The sequence below is a fragment of the Halobacteriovorax sp. RZ-2 genome (assembly GCF_043196685.1).
Classification (GTDB): Bacteria; Bdellovibrionota; Bacteriovoracia; order Bacteriovoracales; family Bacteriovoracaceae; genus Halobacteriovorax_A.
Window position 1 is genome coordinate 24,954 of record NZ_JBEBMR010000003.1, and the last position, 21,857, is coordinate 46,810.

At 38.0% G+C, this 21,857-nt stretch carries 17 protein-coding genes; 13 read left to right on the forward strand and 4 right to left on the reverse strand.

The genetic code is table 11. The features are described from left to right. Positions 1–6: 6 nt before the first annotated feature. Positions 7–1,749 (reverse strand): threonine--tRNA ligase, encoded by a 1,743-nt coding sequence (gene thrS / locus ABMA78_RS11795; protein WP_392860278.1) that lies wholly within the window; start codon positions 1,747–1,749, stop codon positions 7–9. A 200-nt stretch (positions 1,750–1,949) separates the two neighbouring features. On the opposite strand from thrS, the gene ABMA78_RS11800 reads away from it, so the two are divergent. The 11 genes from ABMA78_RS11800 (at position 1,950) to ABMA78_RS11850 (ending at position 12,518) form a co-directional block, all read left to right on the forward strand. After that, positions 1,950–3,233, forward strand: coding sequence for a winged helix-turn-helix domain-containing protein (locus ABMA78_RS11800; RefSeq protein ID WP_392860280.1), 1,284 nt, complete (start codon positions 1,950–1,952; stop codon positions 3,231–3,233). A gap of 42 nt (positions 3,234–3,275) precedes the next feature. After that, a complete protein-coding gene (locus tag ABMA78_RS11805; protein ID WP_392860282.1) occupies positions 3,276–3,743 on the forward strand; it encodes a hypothetical protein in 468 nt (155 codons plus the stop codon). Between the two features lie 2 nt (positions 3,744–3,745). Then, positions 3,746–4,210, forward strand: a complete 465-nt coding sequence (locus tag ABMA78_RS11810) for a GNAT family N-acetyltransferase (protein WP_392860284.1) — start codon at positions 3,746–3,748, stop codon at positions 4,208–4,210. A 213-nt stretch (positions 4,211–4,423) separates the two neighbouring features. After that, positions 4,424–4,939: a ribosome maturation factor RimP gene (gene rimP / locus ABMA78_RS11815; protein WP_392860286.1), complete on the forward strand. Its 516-nt coding sequence runs from the start codon at positions 4,424–4,426 to the stop codon at positions 4,937–4,939. 16 nt (positions 4,940–4,955) lie between these two features. Then, a complete protein-coding gene (gene nusA, locus ABMA78_RS11820; protein ID WP_392860288.1) occupies positions 4,956–6,368 on the forward strand; it encodes a transcription termination factor NusA in 1,413 nt (470 codons plus the stop codon). Positions 6,369–6,407: 39 nt separating this feature from the next. After that, positions 6,408–9,179: a translation initiation factor IF-2 gene (gene infB, locus ABMA78_RS11825; protein ID WP_392860290.1), complete on the forward strand. Its 2,772-nt coding sequence runs from the start codon at positions 6,408–6,410 to the stop codon at positions 9,177–9,179. Between the two features lie 16 nt (positions 9,180–9,195). Continuing rightward, on the forward strand, positions 9,196–9,552 hold the full coding sequence (gene rbfA / locus ABMA78_RS11830) for a 30S ribosome-binding factor RbfA (protein ID WP_392860292.1): 357 nt from the start codon (positions 9,196–9,198) through the stop codon (positions 9,550–9,552). Further along, positions 9,552–10,520, forward strand: coding sequence for a tRNA pseudouridine(55) synthase TruB (truB, locus tag ABMA78_RS11835; protein WP_392860294.1), 969 nt, complete (start codon positions 9,552–9,554; stop codon positions 10,518–10,520). The genes rbfA and truB overlap by 1 nt, the downstream gene beginning before the upstream one ends. Before the next feature lie 53 nt (positions 10,521–10,573). Continuing rightward, positions 10,574–11,413 carry a ferredoxin gene (locus ABMA78_RS11840; RefSeq protein WP_392860295.1) on the forward strand — a complete coding sequence of 280 codons (840 nt, stop codon included), beginning with the start codon at positions 10,574–10,576 and terminating at the stop codon, positions 11,411–11,413. A 78-nt stretch (positions 11,414–11,491) separates the two neighbouring features. Beyond that, positions 11,492–12,001 (forward strand): hypothetical protein, encoded by a 510-nt coding sequence (locus tag ABMA78_RS11845; protein WP_392860297.1) that lies wholly within the window; start codon positions 11,492–11,494, stop codon positions 11,999–12,001. Beyond that, the gene (locus ABMA78_RS11850) at positions 11,994–12,518 is read left to right on the forward strand and encodes a GNAT family N-acetyltransferase (protein ID WP_392860299.1); all 525 of its coding nucleotides are present in this window, start codon (positions 11,994–11,996) and stop codon (positions 12,516–12,518) included. Before ABMA78_RS11845 ends, ABMA78_RS11850 begins: the two co-directional genes overlap by 8 nt. 327 nt (positions 12,519–12,845) lie before the next feature. On the opposite strand, the gene ABMA78_RS11855 is transcribed toward ABMA78_RS11850, so the two are convergent. The 3 genes from ABMA78_RS11855 to ABMA78_RS11865 all read right to left on the reverse strand — a co-directional run bounded on the left by ABMA78_RS11855 (position 12,846) and on the right by ABMA78_RS11865 (position 20,252). Continuing rightward, positions 12,846–18,305: a zinc-dependent metalloprotease gene (locus tag ABMA78_RS11855; protein WP_392860300.1), complete on the reverse strand. Its 5,460-nt coding sequence runs from the start codon at positions 18,303–18,305 to the stop codon at positions 12,846–12,848. Between the two features lie 36 nt (positions 18,306–18,341). Next, positions 18,342–19,181, reverse strand: a complete 840-nt coding sequence (locus tag ABMA78_RS11860; protein WP_392860301.1) for a hypothetical protein — start codon at positions 19,179–19,181, stop codon at positions 18,342–18,344. 390 nt (positions 19,182–19,571) lie between these two features. Beyond that, positions 19,572–20,252, reverse strand: a complete 681-nt coding sequence (locus ABMA78_RS11865) for a M14 family murein peptide amidase A (protein WP_392860302.1) — start codon at positions 20,250–20,252, stop codon at positions 19,572–19,574. Positions 20,253–20,497: 245 nt separating this feature from the next. On the opposite strand from ABMA78_RS11865, the gene ABMA78_RS11870 reads away from it, so the two are divergent. Continuing rightward, positions 20,498–20,968, forward strand: a complete 471-nt coding sequence (locus ABMA78_RS11870) for a ribonuclease H (RefSeq protein ID WP_392861016.1) — start codon at positions 20,498–20,500, stop codon at positions 20,966–20,968. Between the two features lie 90 nt (positions 20,969–21,058). Then, positions 21,059–21,745: an FKBP-type peptidyl-prolyl cis-trans isomerase gene (locus ABMA78_RS11875; RefSeq protein WP_392860303.1), complete on the forward strand. Its 687-nt coding sequence runs from the start codon at positions 21,059–21,061 to the stop codon at positions 21,743–21,745. Positions 21,746–21,857 lie beyond the last annotated feature (112 nt).

Sequence of the window (21,857 nt, forward strand, 5' to 3'; positions counted from 1 at the left end):
TAAAGCTTATGCTTTAGGGTATTTTAAACTATCTAGTGCTGCTAGTTTCTCAAGCATTTCTGCATTCGTCCAATTGAACGAACCTTTCGAACCATGCTTACGAACAGCTACTGCATTGTTTTCAATTTCGCGGTCACCGATAACGAACATGAATGGAATTTTAGACTTTTGAATTTGGCGTGTCTTATATCCCATTGTTTCATTACGATCATCGACTTTTACACGGTAACCTTGTGCAAATAACTGATCTTTAATCTTGTGGGCCGCTTCACCATGAGCATCATTATTAACTGGAACAATAACGATTTGTTCTGGAGCTAGCCAGAATGGGAAAACACCTGCAACGTGCTCAGTATAAACACCAAAGAATCGCTCTAGTGATCCTAGTAGGGCACGGTGTACAACAACTGGTCTTTCTTCTCCACCATCCGCTGTTGTAAACTTAAGATCAAAACGATCTGGTAGTTGGAAGTCTAGTTGAATTGTTCCTAGCTGCCACTTACGTCCAATAGCATCTGCAACTTCGATATCAATTTTTGGCCCATAGAATGCACCGTCACCTTCTTTTATTACATAGTCGTGACCTGAAGCCTTTAGTGCTTCTTCAAGTGCGTTTTCTGCAATATCCCAAGTCTTATCGTCACCAGCTTTCTTTTCCGGGCGAGTTGATAGATTAACTGTAATATTATCAAATCCAAATAGCTCGTAAGCAGTGAAGATCATCTTCATTGTTCTTTGAATTTCTTCTTGAACTTGATCAAGCGCTAAGAAGATATGGGCATCATCTTGGCAGAATGAGCGGACACGAGTTAGACCCGCAAGGGCCCCGGCCTTTTCATTTCTATGAAGACGTCCAAAATCTGCATAACGAAGAGGAAGATCACGGTAACTATACTTATAGTGCTTGAACATAAGCATGTGACATGGGCAGTTCATTGGCTTTACTGCATATTCACGATCATCAATCTTTGAAAAGAACATATCGTCTTTATAGTGCTCGTAGTGACCAGATGTGTGCCAAAGAGAGCTATCTAAGATCTGTGGAGTGATTACTTCGTCGTATTCGTAGATACGGTATAGTCTTCTAATATAGTTAACAAGTTCGTTAATAACGATTGTTCCTTTAGGCATAAAGAAAGGTGCACCAGGAGCAACAGGTTCAAAGTGGAATAGCTCCAGCTCTTTACCTAGCTTTCTGTGGTCACGCTTTTTTGCTTCTTCAAGCATCATCAGGTGTTGTTTAAGAAGTTTCTTATCTTGGAATGAAGCCGCGTAAATTCTTTGCATTACTTCACGCTTCTCATCTCCACGCCAGTAAGCGCCGGCGATGCTTAGTAATTTAAACCCTTGTGGAAGGTCATTTGTATTCTCAACGTGTGGCCCACGACAAAGGTCGATAAACTCACCTTGAGAGTAGCAGCTAACTTCTTCATCTTCAGGAATCGCTTCAATAAGCTCTACCTTAAGTTCCTGACCTTGTGACTTGAAGAATTCAACTGCTTCAGGTCTTGTCATAACTTTTCTTTCAATAGGTAGCTTTTCTTTGATGATTGTTTTCATCATGTCTTCTATTTTTGGAAGATCTTCCTCGCCCAGGGTTCGATCCATCAGAATATCGTAGTAGAAGCCATTCTCAATAACCGGTCCAACGCCAAATTGAACGTTCTCATTCGGGTAAAGTCTTGAAATTGCTTGCGCCATTAAGTGGGCGCTCGAGTGTCTGATTGTGTCTAAATCGTACTTGGGCATGTAATCTCCATAAAATTTTGGAATAAATCCTACTTTAAAGGCCCATAATATCAAATGATTAAAGGGTTCATCAATATTTTGAATGTAATTATTTTAGTTATTGTAAAGAGTTTTGACGGGCAGCGTGATGACATGTTATGAACATGTTGTGGTAAGATTCCACAAAATTCTCACAGCGGAATAGGAAATAGGGAGTTGATATGCAGATTGTCGGGGGACAAGAATCTGGAAATAAAGTAAATGACGGCTTTAAGACTGAAGTTTTAGGCTTTCTTGGTCATGGTGAAGGGCTTATTCCTTCGCAAGATATTTTGACTAAGTTAGAAGTTGGTAAGGCATATTATCAACTAGGGAAGCTTCATTATGATAAGGCCGATCTTAATAAGGCCGAAGTAAATTTCTTAAAGGCCATCGACTGTGCTGAGTGTCCTCAGGATAATTATCGCGTTTTAAAAATTCTAAGTTTTCTTATTAGGATTGCAGCTGAGAAGTTAGAAGATGAAAAAGCTGCTAAGTATGTAAATCAAAGTGAAAATATCATTAATGATCTACAGATGAACTTAGGAAGTCTTTCAGCTGAATACTTCTATTACGCTGGTTTAATTAAATCATATAGAAATGACTTTGCAGGTGCATTTAGCGACTTAGAGCTTTCTTATAATAAGTCCAAAGAAGAAAACGATCCAGATCTTCACTCGAAGTGTTTATTGGCCCTTGCTAATAACGCTTATAATAGAGGAGAGTTTGATCTATCTCTTGATTATATGGCCCAACTAGATAACTTATTAAAAATCATTAATAAGGAATATCTTGGTGGATCAATGCATATGACTTACGGAAAAATCCTGATTGCTAAGGGTGACGTCGAGGCTTCATTAAAGCACTTTAATCTTGCAAATATCACTCTTCAGAATAAGAAGTGTTGGAACCTTTATGGTTATATCCTTTTAGGGATTGGACAAGTTGAAAAGGTTAAAGGTGATTATGATAGAGCGACGCTTTATTACAACCTTGCAAAGCAAGCTGTTGATTCAACAACTTTTAAGCGTCTAACTAATGTACTTGATGCTGAAATTCATGAAGTAAATGATTCTAGTGTTGATATCTATCTTGATCGTAATAATAGAAAAGTAAAAGAGAAGAATATTGGTGTGATTGACTTTAAACACCGCTTTGTTCTTCTTGAGATCCTTTTCTTGCTTGCTAAAAATCGTGGTTCATTTTACGACAAAGAAGATTTAGCACGTGAGATTTGGAAAGATGAATACAATCCTCTTATTCACGATAAGCTTATCTACACGTCCATCTCTCGTCTAAGAAAGCTTATTGAGCCTAAGGATAATAGTAATACGAAAAGAAAGTACATTATTCGTGGAAAAGACGGATATACTTTCAATCCTGATGTTAAGATTCGTTATCAAATGGAAACAAAGCTTACAGCTGGTAAAGCTGTTGCAAACGTTGACATTAGTTCTCCAGTTTAATTAGCATTATACTTAATGCGATTTATTCTTATTTCAATATTTATGATGAATATATGGGCCCTTAAAGATAGGGCCCTTTTCTCTGTTAATGGGCAGATTTATTTTGGCCATAATATCAATGAACTTTTAAAAGCATATCATCAGAGTCTTTGTTTAATAGGCAAGGATAATTATATCCAAAGGCTGTCTGGATTGAGTTCAAGGCTTGAACAAGTAGAGATCGGGCCACGCAATTTAGTTGCTAGTGAAAAAGACTTGGTTTTAAGAGCATTGGTTTTATCAAAGTCACTAAACCTTGAAAACGAGTACATGGATAATCCTAAGCTTGGAAAATGTAAGGTTTCAAAAGATCTAGTTGGTAAAATCTATGAAATCTATAACACCAATAAAGAGCTTAAGAAGAGGTATGATAGCTTTGTGGAATCTAATAAGTTAGATGCATCTTCTTCACAACTTACTGAATACAAAGATTTTGTTTTTAAGAATATTAATTCGAGACTATTTCTGTAACCATGGGTGATTTTAAGCAAAGTCTACTTTCTCATATTAAAGGGCCGAAGCTCGAGGAACTGGCGAAGTTTGAGTCAAGTTTCTTTAATTGGCCTTGGACAAAAGAAAGTTGGTTGGGCCTGGCTTCAAGTGGACGAGAGATCTCATGCATTTGGGCCGAAGAAGGTGAGATTCAAGGAATTTGTGTTTTTGAAGTCAACGCTCCGGATTTTTGCCATTTATATAAAATAATTGTTCATCCAGACTTCAGAAGACGTTCTATAGCTAAGGAGCTATTTGAAGACATGTTGAGTCATTGTCAGAGGACTTTTGATGGCCAAACATTTCAAGTTTACCTTGAGGTGGAAGCTTCAAACGAAGGTGCTATCAGGTTTTATGAAACTTTGGGTCTTGAGAAAATTCATTTAAAGAAGAATTTCTATGCAGATGGAAGTAGTGCTGTTATAATGCAGAAAGTCGTAAATTGAAGTTGTTTTCATAAGTTATCAATGACAAACCTTGACAAGATTTCAAAATCTTTGATAATTAATAAGTACTTAGAAATTAGAAAAGTTTTTTCAATTTTTGAGTAAATAACGATTAGTTAAATATTTAACAAGATATAATCGGGTAGACTTTTGGGGCTACCCTTTTTTTTTATTTTTATAGGCTTTTTTGTAAAAGCATATGGGATGCGTTTAATGGATTTAGATATCTCTTATTCAGGTATGGAACAAAAGTTTTATGAACTTACTCAAGAAGTAGTAAGTGGAGAAGGATATCTTCTATACGATATGGAATATATAAAAGGCTCTAAAACTTTACGTGTCTATATAATGAATAAAGAAACTAAGACGGCCGTTATCGAGGATTGTGTAAATGTTGACCGCGCTTTTAGTGAGCCAATGGAAGCACTTGAATGGATTCCTGATGACATTGTTTTAGAAGTATCTTCTCCAGGGATGTTTAGAAAAATAAAAACGAGAGAGCATCTAGAATTAAGCATCGGTGAGCGTATTTTAGTTCAACTGAATAAGAAATTTGGTGAACTTTTTCCAGGTGAAAAGTTTGATAAGAAGACAGCTAGTGCCAAAAAGATTATTTGTGTTCTGAATAGCTTTGGCGATGACTTCATCGATGTGACTCTCGATAGTGATTTTGATTTAAAATTAAACTTAAATGATATTAATAAGATCGCACTTGAACCAGAAGTGTAATTGTTTGAGGTGAAAAATGAGTTTCTCAGAATTAAGTAAGATTATTGATGTTTTAGGAAAAGACCGTGGGATCGATAAGTCAATTATCGTAAACGCTATTGAACAAGCTTTCTTAGTAACAGCAAGAAAGAAGTTTGGTATCCAGGGTGAGTACGAAACTCGTTATAATGAAGATGATGACGATGTCGAGATCTTCCAATATAAGAACGTTGTTGATGAAGTAAGAGATTCAATTATCGAAATCAATCTAGGTGATGCTAGAGAACTTGATGAAGATGTTGAAATTGGTGATCAATTAGGTATTAAAATTGAAAACCCTAACTTTACTCGTGTTGACGTACAAACTGCTCGTCAGATTATCATGCAAAAAGTACGTGATGCTGAAAGAGAAATCCTATTCTCTGAGTTTAAGCACAGACAAGGTGACCTTGTAACAGGTATTGTAAGAAGATATGAGCGTGGAAATGTTATCGTTGACCTTGGAAAGGCAGATGCTGTTCTTTCAAGAAGAGAGTTGATTCCTGGTGAGCAATTCAATCCAGGTGATAGAGTTCAGGCATTCTTAACAGAAGTAGTAATGACTAACCGTGGGCCAGAAATTAGACTATCAAGAACTTCTCCTATGTTCCTTGTGAAGCTATTTGAAATTGAAGTACCTGAAATTCAAGACGGTACTATTGAAATCAAGTCTGCTGCTAGAGAGCCAGGTCAAAGAGCTAAAATTGCTGTTCAATCAGTAGATAAAGATATCGATCCTGTAGGTGCTTGTGTTGGTATGAAAGGATCACGTGTTCAAAATATTGTAAATGAACTTCAAGGTGAAAAAATTGATATCGTAAGATGGAATGATGATTTAGCAACATTTGCAGTTGCAGCTCTTGCACCATCTGAAATTGAAAATATCTCGATCGATCACGATTCAAAATCAATGGACGTAATCGTAGAAGAAGATCAGTTATCACTTGCTATTGGACGTCGTGGACAAAACGTACGTTTGGCAGCAATGCTATCTGGTTATAATATTAACATCATCTCGAAGTCTAAACTTCAAGAGAAAGTTAATAAAGCAGTTGAAAACCTACTTCAAATCCCATCTGTTACAGATGCAATGGCACAAGTTCTTGTTCAAAATAGCATCATGGCAATTGGTGACTTCATGGCAACTCCTGCTGAAGAAATTGCTTCAATGGCCGGTATTGATGCTGCTGCAGCTCAAACTGCAATTGATGAAGCAGCAAAGCTAGTTGAAGAAGGAACAATTGAACTTCAACCTGAAGGTGAAGAAGAATTAGTATCTGCTTCTGCTGTTCCTAAGTACCTAGGTATTATTAATAAAGAAGGTGCTGATCAGGACGAAGAAGGTGTTGATAAATTTAATGAAGCAGAAAGAAGATTAAGAGAAGAATTAGCTGCATTTAAAATTAAGTAATTTTAAAATAGAAAAGTGTAGTCATACTACGGAGAAAAAATGCCTAAGAAAATATTTGAATTGGCCAATGAACTCGGAAAGAAGCCATTAGACCTCGTAGAAGAGCTGAAGTCTCACGGATTCTCAGTAAGAAACCACATGTCTGTACTATCTGATGAAGATATTACTAAGTGGCAAGAACTTGCTGGATCAAGTGCTGAAGGTGCTTCTGCTGAGAAGGCAACTAAGAAGAAGACGGTCAAAAAGAAAGCTGCGAAAAAGGCGACAGTTAGAAAGAAGTCTGCAGCAAAAGCTGACGATGAGAGCGAGGAAGATAAGCCTGCTAAGAAAACGGTTACTCGTAAAAAGAAAACTGTTGTACGTCGTAAAGCTTCATCAAAATCTTCGGAGGCTACTTCTGATGATGAAAACACTGAAGCTGTAATCGAATCTTCTGAAGCTGTTGAAGTAAAAACTGAAGAGTCTGTAAGCACTCCTGTGATGGAAGAGGCGGAGACTGCTGAAGCAAAAGAAGAAACGACTGAAGTTGAAGCTAAGGAAGTAAAAGAAGAAACTGCTCCTGAAGCTAAGACTGAAGAAGCTCCTAAGGAAAAAGAAGAAAAGAAAGAGTCGACGACTTTAGATGGTAAGCCATTTGGTCTTAGAATTGTTTCTGCTCCGACTAAGGAAGATAAAGAGAAGGCCGCTGCTCGCAAAGCGAAGAAAGCTGCTGGAAAAGATGAGAAGGCCGAAGATGATATTAACTCTAAAGCTGGCCCTGTTGGAACTGACGAAGATCGTACAGCGAAGAAGGATAAGAATCGTCTAAGTGGTCTTGCTTCTATGCTAAGTGCTAAGAAAACAGTTAATCGTTCACAAGCCTTAAATGAAGAACGTGCAACGACTGAGCTTAAATCATACTCTTCTCTACAGGGAACTGGTCGCCCAATGTATACTCAAGTTAAGAGAAAGCGTCAGTATTCAGGTCCTTCGAAATCAACAGAGATTACAGAAGTAAAAGAAGCAAAAAGAGTTGTTAAGTTACACGGTGGTGCTTACGCTGAGCAATTAGCTAAGAAACTTTCTGTGAAGCTTAAAGACATGATCGATAAGTGTCTTGATCTAAATCTACTTGTTAGAAATGGTGACTATATTGGCCTTAAACTAGCTAGTCAGATTGCTGCCCTTTACGATTATAGAGTAGAAGATCAGTCATTTGATGAGGATGCAGCACTTGGGAAGGAAGAGCTTTCTGAAGAGCAAATTAATAAGCTTCCTCTACGTGCACCTGTAATTACAATCATGGGACACGTTGATCACGGTAAGACAACTTTACTTGATTATATTAGAAATGAATCGATTGCTGCTGGCGAAGCTGGTGGGATCACTCAGCACATTGGAGCTTACTCGGTAGATGTTAAAGACTCTAAGCTGACTTTCCTAGATACTCCAGGTCACGCGGCCTTTGGTGCTATGAGACAGCGTGGTGCTGATATTACAGATATCGTAATTCTTATTGTTGCAGCAGATGATGGTGTAATGCCTCAAACTGTTGAATCAATTAAGTATATTCAATCTGCAGGTAAGCCATTAATTGTAGCGGTTAACAAAATGGACCGTGAAGGTGCTAACCCAGATCGTATTAAACAAGCTCTAACTGAGTTTAGCATCACTCCTGAAGAATGGGGTGGGGAAACTCAATTCTGTCACATTTCAGCTCTTAAGGGAGACGGTGTTGACGAGCTTCTAGAAGCAATTGCTCTACAAGCTGAAATTATGGAGCTTAGAGCAGAGCCGAAAGGTCCTGCTGAAGGTGTTGTTATTGAATCAAGAGTTGAGCATGGACGTGGTCCAGTTGCAACTGTTCTTGTTCAAACTGGAACACTTAAGAAAGGTGACTCTATCGTTGTAGGTGAAACTTACGGACGTGCAAGAAGCCTAACTGATCACAAAGGTAAGCAACATTCGAAAGTTGGTCCTTCAATGCCAGTTCAGATTATTGGTCTAGGTGAAGCTCCTTCTCCTGGTGATGCTCTTAACGTTGTTAAGAACGAAAGAGAAGCTAAGAAAATTGCTCAAAACCGTATTGATGAAAGAATTAGAATCGAAACAGCTGCACAAACTCAAGGGCCAAAAGTTTCTCTTGAAGACTTCTTTGCTACAGCTGCTACTGAAGAAGGTCAAAAGAAAGATCTTAACCTTATCATTCGTTCAGATGTACAAGGTTCTTTTGAAGCAATTAAATCTGCTATTGAAACAATCTCAAATCCAGAAGTTGAGGTAAAAGTTATCCGTGGTGGTGTAGGTCAAATTAGTGACTCAGACATTGAACTTGCGAATACTTCAGGTGCCTTTGTTCTTGGATTTAATATGAGACCATCTACATCTGCTCGTAAGTTATCTGAGCAGTATGGAATTGATGTAAAGACTTACTCAATTATCTATGAACTAATCAATGATGTGAAACTTGCAGTTGAAGGTCTTCTTGATCCTGAGTTTACTGAAGAGTATATCGGGCGCGCAGAAGTACGTGATACATTCTCTGTTCCTAAAGTTGGAACAATTGCAGGTTCTATTGTTGTTGATGGATCTATTCAAGTTGGTTGTAACGTACGTCTTCTTAGAGAAGGTAAGATCATGTTTGATGGTAAGATGTCTTCTCTTAAGAGATTTAAAGACGACGTTAAAGAAGTTAAAAATGGTTACGAATGTGGTGTTGGCCTAGAGAACTACAACGATGTTAAAGTTGGCGACCTATTCGAAGCATATAAACTGAAAGAAAAGAAACGTAAGCTTGAGGATGTTTTAACAGCAGACTCACCAATTCTTTAATTCGGTTGGAGATGTCATGAGTGGCAATAAGAAAAAGCTTCAGTATGAAGAACAAATTAAAAACGAAGTAAACCAATTGCTTCGTCGTGGATTAGACAATTCAGCGTTTACTTTTTGTTCGATTACAAAAGTTGAAATAAGCCCAGACTTTTCTACGGCAAAGTTATTTTGGGATACATTTGATCCGTCCAAAAGAGGTGATATTGCTAAGGCAATGGACGCTTCTTTAGGTAAGATCAGAAGTCACCTTGCTAAGACTTTACAAGTAAGGCATACGCCTTCTTTAACTGCAGAATATGATTCTCAGTTTGAAGATGAGCAGGAAATTGAAAAACTTCTGCAATCTGAAAAAGATAAAGGAAAGTCTTTCTAATGGCTTCAAGAAATAAGAAATTTAAAGGCCCAATCTTTGGGCCTTTCTTTTTTAAAGTTGATAAACCAAAAGGGATGACATCATTTGATGTGATTAGACGCTTTAAAAGAAACCTTCCAAAAAATATTGGAAAGATCGGGCACTTCGGAACTCTTGATCCATTTGCAACAGGTCTTTTAGTTATTGGTATTGGGCCTGCGACAAGACTCAACCAATACACTCAAATTGATTCTAAAGAATATATCGCTACAGGAATCCTTGGTATTAATTCTCCAACTGGGGACTTTGATACGCAAGAAGGAACGTTAGAAGAATTAGACTTCTCTGAAGTAAGCTTTGATGAAGTAAATAAAGAACTTCAATCATTTGTCGGTTCATATATGCAAAGCCCTCCGGCCTTCTCTGCAACTAAGCATGAAGGTAAGGCATTACATGAGTGGGCCCGTGAAGGTGTCTTCATTGAAAAGCCACCGGTAGAAAGAAGAATTCATGAAGTTGAGTTACTAGAAGTTCAAGGGCGTAAAGTTACTTTCCGAGTTTGTGTTTCTTCTGGAACTTATATACGTGTTCTTTTTGATGATCTTGCTAAGAAGCTTGGAACAAGAGGAGCATTAGAAGATTTACGTCGAACGAATTCAGCAGGGATTGACCTCAGTAACAGTATTGACCTCTGCGTTTTTGACGATGATAACTTCGACGCTAATGAGTTTTTATTGAATTATACAAATCCTATTACTGAGCTAATTGGGTTTGAAAAATTAGAACTAGACGAGGCCACAGCGCTTCGATTTATAAATGGCCAAACATTAAAAATGGAAGTGGCCGATGGTCACTATTGGATAAGATCGCAAAATCAAACACTTGGACTTGCTGCTGCCAGTAGTGGACTTGTTAAAAGCTGTGTGGGATTTAGTCCTGCCGCGTTAGATAAAATCGATTTAACTATGTGTAATTCCTTAGACGAATAATTTTAATTCGTGCTATACTCTAGGAAATTACAAGTGAAATTTAAGGAGATAAAGTGAATACTACTTTAATTGCATTAGCTATTGCATTATTAGTTGTAACAGGGATGGTTGTCCAACTAGGTGTTTTAAGCCTTCTTTCAGGTTCATTCTTCTTCCTATTTGGGAAGTCGAAGTTTGAAGTTCTAAAATCTTCAGACGATGAAAGTTTTGCTTTTGGTTACCGTTGGAATAATTCGAGAGAGCCTGCAAAATTCAATCATGTTATTGTTAGGCTATTCAACCCATTTGGTAAGAAAACACAAGTTACTGTTTCAAGTGACTTTGCTGTTCAAGATTCAGACTTTGGTATCGAAGTTAAGATGGGTCCTGCTTTTAAAGAAATTCTAGAGCTTGAGAATCTTGATTCTTCAACTGTAGAAATTGAACTTAAGTCAAAAGATGGCCTTACACAATCTCGCACAATGAAGGGACGCAAGTTTATTGAAGCTTTCCGAGGTGCTGAGAATACTGTTGAAACATTCAATGAGAAATATGGTTATGTAAAACCAAAAATGTTTTACCACCAAACAACTCGTTCATTTATTGCAGACTCAATTCCTCAAGGAGATATTCCTGTAGGTCTTAGAATTTCTGCTAACCCACAATTTGCTGGTGAATTCGCTGGTGCTGCTGGTGCAGGAGCTCCTGCTCAAGAGAACTTCGCAGTTTCTAAGGTGTGGATTGAAGAAGGTTGTATTGTTTGTAACGCTTGTGAAGGTATCTACCCAGAGGTTTTCGAAGTTACAGATACTAACTGTGTAATTCGTCCAGATGCACCTCTTGATAACGGACTTCTTATTCTTGAAGCAGCTGAAGCTTGTCCAACTGAAGTTATCAAATTCGATAAAGCATAATTCAAACTTATATTTTGTTTTATATAGGGCCCTCGAAAGAGGGCCTTTTTGTTTCTATTTCTCTGGTATAATCACCTTATGGAAATAGATAAATATTCAACTCTTTTGTCTCCAGTTGATAATGAGCATTTTAAACGCCGTTTTTTCTTAACTGAAGAATCAATTAATGAATCTCTTATAACCAATATCTTCTTTGTTCCGAGGGCCGGTGACAAGTGGCTATACCTTGTTAAAGACAGTGGTAAGCTCGATTATCCAGGAGGAGAATTAAAAGAGGGAGAGAGCGTTATTTTTGGTTTAGAGCGAATGTTAGGTCTTGAACTCGGCATTAGTATGAAAAGTATTAATAAGCTTGGGCATTGGATCTTAGAAGATAAGTACGAGACGCCTTTACGAGAACATTTTCCACATCCTGCCTCAGCTGCCGTCATTTTCACTGGGGATGTTAATTTCGTTAACTCTAACACTTTGAGAACTGCTACTATTGAAGAGGTTTGTCGAATTTTAAAGTCAGAAGGCCGCCACTTACAAGCAGATATTTACTTAGCGTGTGCTGAGCTTCTAAAGATGAAGGAGATACATGAATAAAATTACTCTTAGATATTTAACTCATGAGGATAAGGATGAATTCTTTGCTGCTTTTGACGAGCATTGGGAAAACAATTTTGACTTTGTCCATTACTGGGAAACTCTAGCTAATGGAGAGTTTGAAAAATATGTTTCGATAGCTCCGGAGTTTGCAAAGGGGACTCATATTCCAAAAGAGCATGTGCCGGCGGCCTTACTCTTCGCCTTTAATGATGAGGGTAAAATTGTAGGTCGTACTTCAATTCGCTTTGAATTAAATGATCATCTTTTAAAGGTTGGTGGCCATATTGGTTACGGAGTATGCCCTAGTTTCCGCCGTAAAGGTTATGCGACTCAAATCCTTGCTGAGTCCTTAAACTACGTTAGGGACAATATTAAGGGCCTTAAAAAGGTTCTTGTAACTTGTGATGAGGGGAATATTGGATCTGAGAAGACAATTCGTAAAAATGGTGGCCAGCTTGAGAATATTATTGAAGTTGATGATGTGAAGAAGATGAGGTTTTGGATCGAGTTGTAGTGAGTTTTGCGAAGTTGGTTACCCGAAAGCTCCCATTATGTTCAGGAAGAACTGTATGCCTGCGAGAGGCTGGAGCCGAAGCAGGCCGTGGTCGCCTCTGGGTTGTTCGGCGTTATTTCCATCGTGGTTTCAAATTATAACAATCTTTAATTCAATGAATAGTAGTGAGATTTGTGAAGTTGGTTACCCGAAGGCTCCCATCGTGGTCGCCTCTGGGTTGTTCGGCATCATTTTGCCATCGTGGCAAATGACGCCTCCAAAAAAAGAAACCCGCCTGGACAGGGCGGGTTTCAAATTTAAGAACAATTTATCGGTAGATGGTTTGGATTATTTTCCTTCCATCGGGTTAATCATTCTGAAGTATAGTCCAAGAAGTTTTACGTTTCTTTTCATATCTCCATAGAAGCTATCAACGTCTTTAGTAACTTTCATTTTCGTCATAGCTTCACCAACAAGCTGATCCATTTGTTGAATCTGTGCGAAGCTGTTTTCTTGGATATCTCTTAAGAAAACATCTCCTAGCTTGATTTGTTCGTTATTATTAAGACCTTGGATGACCTTAGTAATAACTGGTGCGAATAACTCAACTTGACCTTGCTCATTAACTGAAGGCATTGAGAAGTTATTCAGAAGGTTAGTGATCTTATTATCTAAGTATCTATCCTTATTTCCAGTCTTCGCCATTTGAATCATATCAACTGTTGAACAGTACTGCTCTGAAAGGCGACATGCTTCTGCTTCAAAAGTGATTGGTACGATGGCCTGACTTAGTACTTGATTAATATAGTCTAGTGTTACACCTTCAAGACCAATGTCATTCATCATCGCTGTAAATTGTGCTGATACAAAGTATGAACCAGCTTGTTTAACAAGTGCTCTTTGAGCAAGGAACCCAGCAATCATCTCTTTTTGATCTTGTGAAGCAAGAAGAGCATTGATTTGAGCGAAGTATTTCTGCATCTCAGATTTAATTGCTGCTGCATCTCCAAGAGCTGCTGCCATTTCAAGCTCTGTCTTTTGAGCTTTCATTGTATCTTCAGTTGCATCTTGTGCCGCTGGAGTTTGTGCAAGTTGAAGTCCTTCAATTTGCGCCTTTTCCCATTCACCAAAGAATGTTGACCAACGCTCATCGTGAGAAATTAACTGCATCATACTTGCTTTTTGGATTACATTACCAGCTACATATGAATCTTGTGCGTAAGGTACATATGCTTTTCTGATATCTGTTTTCTCAGCTACATAATCCTCAGGGATTTGGTAAGTTTGCCCTTCGTGCTCAAAAGTTTCAGTAAGTAGATCTCTTTGAGAGATGTGGTTTACCCAAAATGCACGTGCAGGGTTAGCTGTTTGTTCAAATGTATCAATATTACCGTAAACTAGACCACCAATCGCAGCATAGTTTGTTTCAACTTCACCAACTTCAACACTGAAAGCTCCGTTAGTTAGTGGGATATTACGTCCTGTTGCTGGGTCATATACTAGTGGAGTAACTTGACCAGAAAGAACTTCTCCAATTGTTGATTGTACAATTGAATCTTTAATATCAATTCCAAATAGATACTGCTCTAGTAACTGGTATGGAATTCTTAGAGAGTTTGAACGGTACTTGTATGAGTATGACTCAGACTCTGTAAGCGCTACAAGAGCTGCTGCTTTGTCATATTCAATACCACGGTTCTTCGCTCTATATGAATCACTATCAAGTGAGATTGCTTCGTTCCACTTTGTTTCTACAACCATTGGCTTTTGAGTCGCTACTTGTAGAACTGTTCCATCTTCAGCTGTAACTTCAGTCTGTGTTGGTACTAGAGTTGAAACAAATCTCTTATTTCTTTGTGCTTCAGTATCAAGTCCAGCTCCTGGAGTGATATCTGGAGTCGCAACTACTGACTGTAGGAAGAATAGTGACTTGATTACACCATTTACTAGGTCGTTAGTTGTAGCATCATGAGTTGCTTGATCTGCTTGAGAGTACAACTCAGGAGTGTAAATTAGGTGATAGAATACTTCTTCGTTCATCATTCTTAGCTTATAGAATTTATCCATTAGCCAACCAAATGCTGCTCCACCGTAGAATTCCTTACGCTTACCTGGGAAGTAGATATATTCGTACATCTGACGGTAGTCTGAAATTTGGTAGTCTACGATTTCTTCAAAAGATGAACCAAAGTCGTGTCTGTTACACTGAGGAGAGTTTCCTGCGTCCTCATCTGAACAGAATCTGATTCTCTTAAGGCCTGCTTCTGCCATAAGTCTATGCTTAGAGATATTTGCAGGGTTACCATTTTCACCAACAAGTGCATCAACTACATCTTGAATTCTTACTAGGTGGTAGTATAGACCTGGTTCAAATTCAGATTCAACAGAAGATACCTTAACGTCAACACCATTGATCTCAATCGATTTCTTTCTTGAGTTAGTGTATCCTTCAAGCTCAACCATTCCTGTATAAGCTGCACGTAGTGCGTATACATCGTATGGAGCTAGGCCATCGTAAGTTGCGTGGTCATCAATTGTATAGTCCATAACTGAAGATGAAGTTCTCTTCGTTTCTTTTTCACCAGCAAATAGCCAGTTTTTCTTATCAAATGAACCAACGAAGTTGTGACGTAGACCAAGGTTGTGTCCAATTTCGTGAGCAAGAGTAGGCATCCAAATATCAATTAGGATATCGTTCTTACCTTCATCTGTTTCTGCCATTTTTAGAACATCATAGTTCTTAGCAAGGTTGCTTAGAGCAAACTCAGCTGTTTCATGGTTACAGATTGGGTTCTTCTTACCATTTCTATCGTACTCCATAGCATGCTTGATCTTCGCTTGAAGAGTCTCTAGTGAGTTCTCTCCGTGGATTGCAGCCTGTAGTGCAACATCATCTTTATTAGCAATTGCTTGCCAAGCAGCACTTACTGCTTTTGCTTGCTTGTTATTAGCACTTGAGAAGTTAAGTAGAACTTCTTCTTTATCAATTGAGCTAGCTCTAAAGTCATTCTTCATTAGACGGTGAGCATCTTTGATTTTCCCCATCTGTGAAGCGATATTTGGACGCTTAATTGTCTTAAGTAGGTTGCTCTTTAAGTTAGTGTGAGCAACACCGTGACGGTGAGATTTCATCTCTGCTTTCTTCGTGCTTTGAGTTACTGTTTCACCTTCGATTTCAACTTCTACTTCACCTGAGTCTGCAACTTGAGTATCTTGACCAGCTGCTTGAGTCTTTGCCTTGTGCTCAGCTAAAGCATCTTCGATTGCTTTCTTGTTAAGCTCATCTGCAAGGTTTTGAAGCTCTTTAGTAGGAGTAATATTCTTAACAAAATTCTTTTCAGAAATTGCCTTGTCAACCATCCAATCGATTGATGACTTCATGTTACCACCGTATAGGTAAACAGAAGCAGATTCAACAACACCATTTCTTGGGTTAAATGATGGACCACCAAGACCAATAATTGAACTTGAAGTCGCTTTTTCTACCCAGTAGATGTGGTTACGTTGTAGGTCACCTAAGTGAGTTTTTTCCACAACTTCAATATCTACTGTCTGTGCTACACCATCTAGGTTGTAAGTAAGGTTAAGATTCTTCGTTCCTGCTGGAATAGAGTCATCTTTTTCAATCTTAAGAGTGATAACATCACCACGTCCTTCGTATTGAGTTCCTTTGAATGCGCGCTTGAAACCTAGGTTGATATCATCAACAACTTTTTGAGAAGAAACGATGATTTTATTTCTTAGGTCAAGTTCTGTCTTAGTAAGCTTTCTAACAATGTTTCCAGCTTTATCATATTTATTCGATGGAATTCCTGTCAGTACGTACTCGATATTCTTACCATTTCTGATATCAAATACCATCGGTAGGCCAACTGTTGTATCGAAGTTACGAGTCTGCTCAGAGTGTCCCTTTGGAACTAGCTTAGAACCAGTGAATAGTCCAAAGTTAAACTTCTTTTGAACTTCGTAAGTAAGGTTTTGCTCTGGCTCTTCATATTCGTGGTTGTACTTCATGAAAGTCGTTCTTTCTGTGAACGTCATTGTTTCATTCTGTGGTCCCCAGTAATCTCCACCAAAGTCTGAACAGTTAAATAGGTTACCTTTCTTATAAGTTGATTGAGTTGAAAAGTTTAAGTAGTCATCCTTTCCATCAACAACTTGTACAATATTATTAGTTTCAGTTAGACCGTGGGCCTTTCCACCACCACAAACACTCATTAGGTATGGATCAAGTGAAGTAAGAACATCACCAATTAGATCATTACCTAGGTTTACAACTGCAAATGCTCTTTCGTCATTGTGGCTTGCTGGAACGTAAACGATTCCACCTTTGTCATTCTTACTTTCACGGAAATATTCCGCTTCGAAAGATAGTAATGGCTCAGTATCGTTTTTAGATGAACCAGTTCTTTGAAGAAGCGGTCTTGATCTCTTTACATGTACACGATCTGATTCGAAGTGAAACTTAACAATCTCAACATGGAAGCTTGCTTTAGAACCTGCAAAGCTATAGTTGAAAATATTTGGAGAGTCTTCTAAAACTCTTCTAAAAGTAAATTCTTGGTTCTTAAATTTTTCAAGTTTTAGCCAAGCAGTTGATAGTTCACTTCTGATCTCTGCTGGGTAGATCTCTTCTGGTTTAGAGTCTTTTTCTAGTTGAATAAATTTTGCATCTTCAGAGTTTGTGCTCGTTGAAATGATTGTTTCAGCTAGAATTTCTTCTTTGTCATCAAGGTTATACTTGAATTTAACGTACTTAATTTTTTCAGAAATTTCTGAACGTAGAAAACAGTTCTCAAGAGCGATTTTTGCTCTCTTTGCTGTATCAGCATCACATCTTGAAAATAGTAGGTTGAATCTTTCTGCACGAACTAGTTGTTCTTCATTATCAGTAAGCTCTTCTTTCTTAATAACACGAGCAAAATATGCTGTATTATCATTGTCATCTAAAATAACCTTAATAAGATCTTTGTTTTCAAAAACGTGGCCATCATGCTTTGAAGTAGTGAAGGCATTGTCATTATTAAAAATACGTTCTTCAAGTTGACCTACTGTGAATAGGTTACTTTCAACTTTGTCACGACGATAGATTGTCGCGATCTCTTTCTGGTTCATCCCGAAGACACCAGTGTATGTTCTGTTTTCGATTAGGTAGTCAACTTTGTAGTGAGTTGATTCAGAACGATCTTTTTCAACATATCTGATTCGTCTTGTCTTCTCATCAAGATCGTTTTTAACATTTTCTCTTTGGAAGAAGTCAACACCGTATTGAAATAATGGAATACGATCAAGCTTTGAAGCTTTGACAGGAAGAATATCGCGGATAATCTTATTCGACTGGCTTAGTGCTTTAATACTCGAGTTTACAGGAGCAATATAAGCTACTAGGAAGTTTGTTGTAAGATCAAATGTAATCTCGAACTGTTGCCCTGCTTGTTCAGCTGGAATAAGAAGGTCTTTTACAAGTACATTGTAAGTCTTATCGTTAGAGCTAACAATATTAATAGAGTAGAGAGTCTTTGCTTCACTACCAACACTTGTATCGATAAGATCTGTCGAAATATCATTTATCGAAAGTTCTTCTTGAGTCGCTACTGCTTTTGATTCAATAACTAACTTTGCTGAAGTAACAGAGTTCTTTGTTCGGTAAGTTTCTTGGGCAAAATCAGGCTCTTTGTCAGGAAGAGTTTTTGCACAACTTGAAAGAATAGCTGCCAATGCGAAAGCATGTGTAAGGCCTCTAAGCATTCCAAATTTGTTTTCATTTTTGATTTTCATTTTCTCATCTACCTTTGTTCTTTTTGTCATTTGTTCTTCTTTCTCTTTGTCTTCGTTATGTGTGTTCTAAATTTTTATTGTTAGTGATGCATAAACTGATGAATCTCTTTCATCAAATAGGTCGATCTCAACCTTTTTTCCATCTGGTGATAGGGGAGTTCCTCCAAATTCATGTCCTATTTCTAGGTTGTACTTAGGGCCAAAGCTGTAACCAACAGCTTGTGAGAACGAATAAGCATCTTTTGTGTTATTCTGATATGTCCAACCCTTCATATATGTTCCTCCAAGTGATAGGTATAGCTGATCCGACATGCTGTATGTCAGATATGCAACTGAAGAAAGACTATATGAAGTATTTGAGCTTCCAGTCATTGATGTTTCATACTCATGGAAGTTCTTGGATGCACCAAGAATAACTAATGCAGATAGGTCCTTAATCCCAATAACACTATCGGCTATTGATAGGCCTTCACTTAAGCTAATTCCTGCTTGAAGGTTAGAATATTTTCTCGATACCTTACTTGTTGGTAGTTTTATTGATGCTGTACCAAAAGAAACAACCCCATCAAATGGCTGAGAAGCCTTTCTAGTAAAGGATACAGACGTATCACTGATTCTACTTTTTCGCTCATCAACAAAGTCTTTTGATATTGTTGTTTTAGCTGCGAAGCTACCTTTATCTGTAATAATATTGAAACGAAATGAGTTATACATTCCACTATAATGGTCTGCTTCAGAAGTCTTTAATAAGTCTCTTGAAACTGTCGTATCGATTCTAGCTGACCAATTTCTAGTCGCACCCGGTGCTTTTTTGACACCTTGGATATTACTAGTGCTACTTTGGGCAACAACAGATGTTGTTGTAAGTGCTAGTAAAATTAATGAGATACACTTAAATGGTGTCACTCTGTCTCCTTTTTTCGTTCCTGAAAATGATATTCGTTCAATACTTGATGCAAACAGTATGCCATTTGTTCAGTTTCGGACGAGTTCGCATTTGAAGTAAATATATAACAATAGGAGGTGTAAGACGCCGACTTTGGAAAATCTACAGGGTTGTTTAGGGAGTTGACGAAATTATGGAGAATATAAAGGGAGGCCGTGGGACGGCCTCCGATTACACCTAGGCCCAAAAAGAGAGAGGGATTATGAGGGATATTGGGGCCTAAATGATATTTATACCAAATTTAAAACATGGGCGCCGCAGTGCAGCACTCTCATTTTGAATATGCCTTATTAACGGATTGGACGCTAGCTAAGATAAGTTAATTTTGTTTAAGAAGAGTAAATTAACTTTTAGAGGAATCGTTTCAAAATTCCAGACGTGATCATTTCTTTGAAGCCGACTTCATTTTCTTGCCAAACTTCTTCGACAGTAATCCCTGTGTCGACAGTTGGACATTCAAAAGTGAGCACTGGCGCACCAAGATCGACACTTCCATATGTTCCAAGTGAGCCTGGAGTTGGGTAGCCGATATCATCTGCAATAGGATACTTATTGTGCTTGGCCAAAAGCTCTGCCACATCCTTACAGTCACCATTGTAATTCACAATAGGCTTCCATGAGTGGATCGATAAAATAAAGGCCGGTGGATACTCTTTAAAGAGTTTATCTAAATATTGGTTTTCAGGTTCACTTAAAGGTGCTGTTCCCGGGTTGTACTTGGCCTCTTCAAATTCACCCTCCCAACTCTGAGTAGGAAGGTTACGATTTAAGTCAACACCATTGGCATTAATACGTGTGCCAGCATGAACCCCGTCCTTATTAACAATTGGAATGATAACTAAAGGTAGATCAGTCTCTACTTCATTTTTGAGCCACGAAAAGATTTCTTTTAGGCAGTGAACTCCCTCGATTTCATCTCCGTGAACTCCTGCCATGAGGTAGATATAGCGAGATGATTCAACTTTATTTTTAAAAGCTTCGATTTCAAGATTGTTAACTGTTTTACCTGACTCTAATTTTATAAATTCCATAAAGAAATTGTGGTGGAAGTTTCCTTTTTTGTAAATGAAGATTTATACTTATGACTTTAAAAAGGAATCCTTAAGTAATGAAAAAGAAAAGCATACTAAAAACTTTAGAATATTTAGAAAGCGTTCTCGATACGCAAGACGATCATGATGCAATTGCACAACTTCGAGAAAGTGTTGAGCTTCTTGAAGATGTCGACAATGGTGTTGCAAGTGGTAATGGTCATTTTAGTATCCCGATGGAAGCAATGGGTGCATACACCGTTTATAGCGATGGCGGTTGTCGTGGAAACCCTGGGCCTGGTGCATGGGGTGCAATGGGACAAAACCCAGAGGGTGTGGTCTTCTTTGAGAGCTCTGGCTTTGAGTTTCAAACCACTAATAACCGTATGGAGCTTACTGGAGCAATTGAATCACTGAAATCATTAGAAAATGAATTAGAGGAGATGGGCCTTGATAATAGTCATGCGGCCTTTCTTTATAGTGACTCTAAGTATGTTGTTGACGGTATCACAAAGTGGGTTCCAGGGTGGAAGTCACGTGGCTGGAAAAAAGCCGACAAGAAAACTCCAGAAAATATTGAGTTATGGCAGAGCTTTGATGAAGTCGCAGGAAGATTTTCAAACCTACAGTTTCGTTGGGTAAAGGGACACAGTGGCCACCCGCAAAATGAGCATTGCGATATGTTGGCCAACAAGGCAATGGACGAAAATATTTAAGGCTTGAAAAGCGGACTAAAGCACTTTAATCTATTAAGATAAATATTAATTAGTAACTAGACTTCAATAAATTTAGACAAAGGATGTTAAATGAAGAAACTACTAGCAACAGTGGCAATTGCGCCATTACTATTTGTTTCATGTGGTAAGAAAGCTGAAGTAAAGCCAGAGACTGAAAATGATAAGATCTTTTATTCAGTTGGGCATGTTTACGGAAAGAGATTTAAAGATTTTAAACTTACTGAAAGAGAAATGAATAACCTTGTTCAAGGTGTTCGTGATGGTATGACTAAGGATGCAACTGATATTGATACAAGACAATTTGCATTCAAATTTAGAGATATCGTAAATCAGAGAATGAGTGAAGTATCTAAGACTGAAAAAGATGCTGGTGCAAAATTTCTTGCTGAATTCGTAGCGAAAGAAGGTGCTAAGAAGACTGAATCTGGTCTAGCTTATAAAATCATTGAAGCTGGTTCTGCAAAGAAGCCTGTTGCAACAGATACTGTAAAAGTTCACTACAAAGGTACTCTAAGAGATGGTACTGAATTTGACTCATCTTACAAGAGAAATAAGCCAATCGAATTCCCACTTAACAGAGTTATCAAAGGTTGGACTGAAGGGATGCAACTTATTGGTGAAGGTGGAAAGATTAAGTTAGTAATTCCATCTGAGCTTGCTTATGGTGACCAAGGTGCTCCTCCATCAATTCCAGGTGGTGCAACACTTACTTTTGAAGTTGAACTAATCGAAGTTCTTCCAGCTGCAAAGAAATAATTCCTAAACGAATTTATCAAATAATTGATAGGCCTTCTTAAGATTACTTAATGAAGGCCTATTTTTTTATCTCATCAAGTGACATTCAATTTTCAGTATGTTTTCCTTTTAC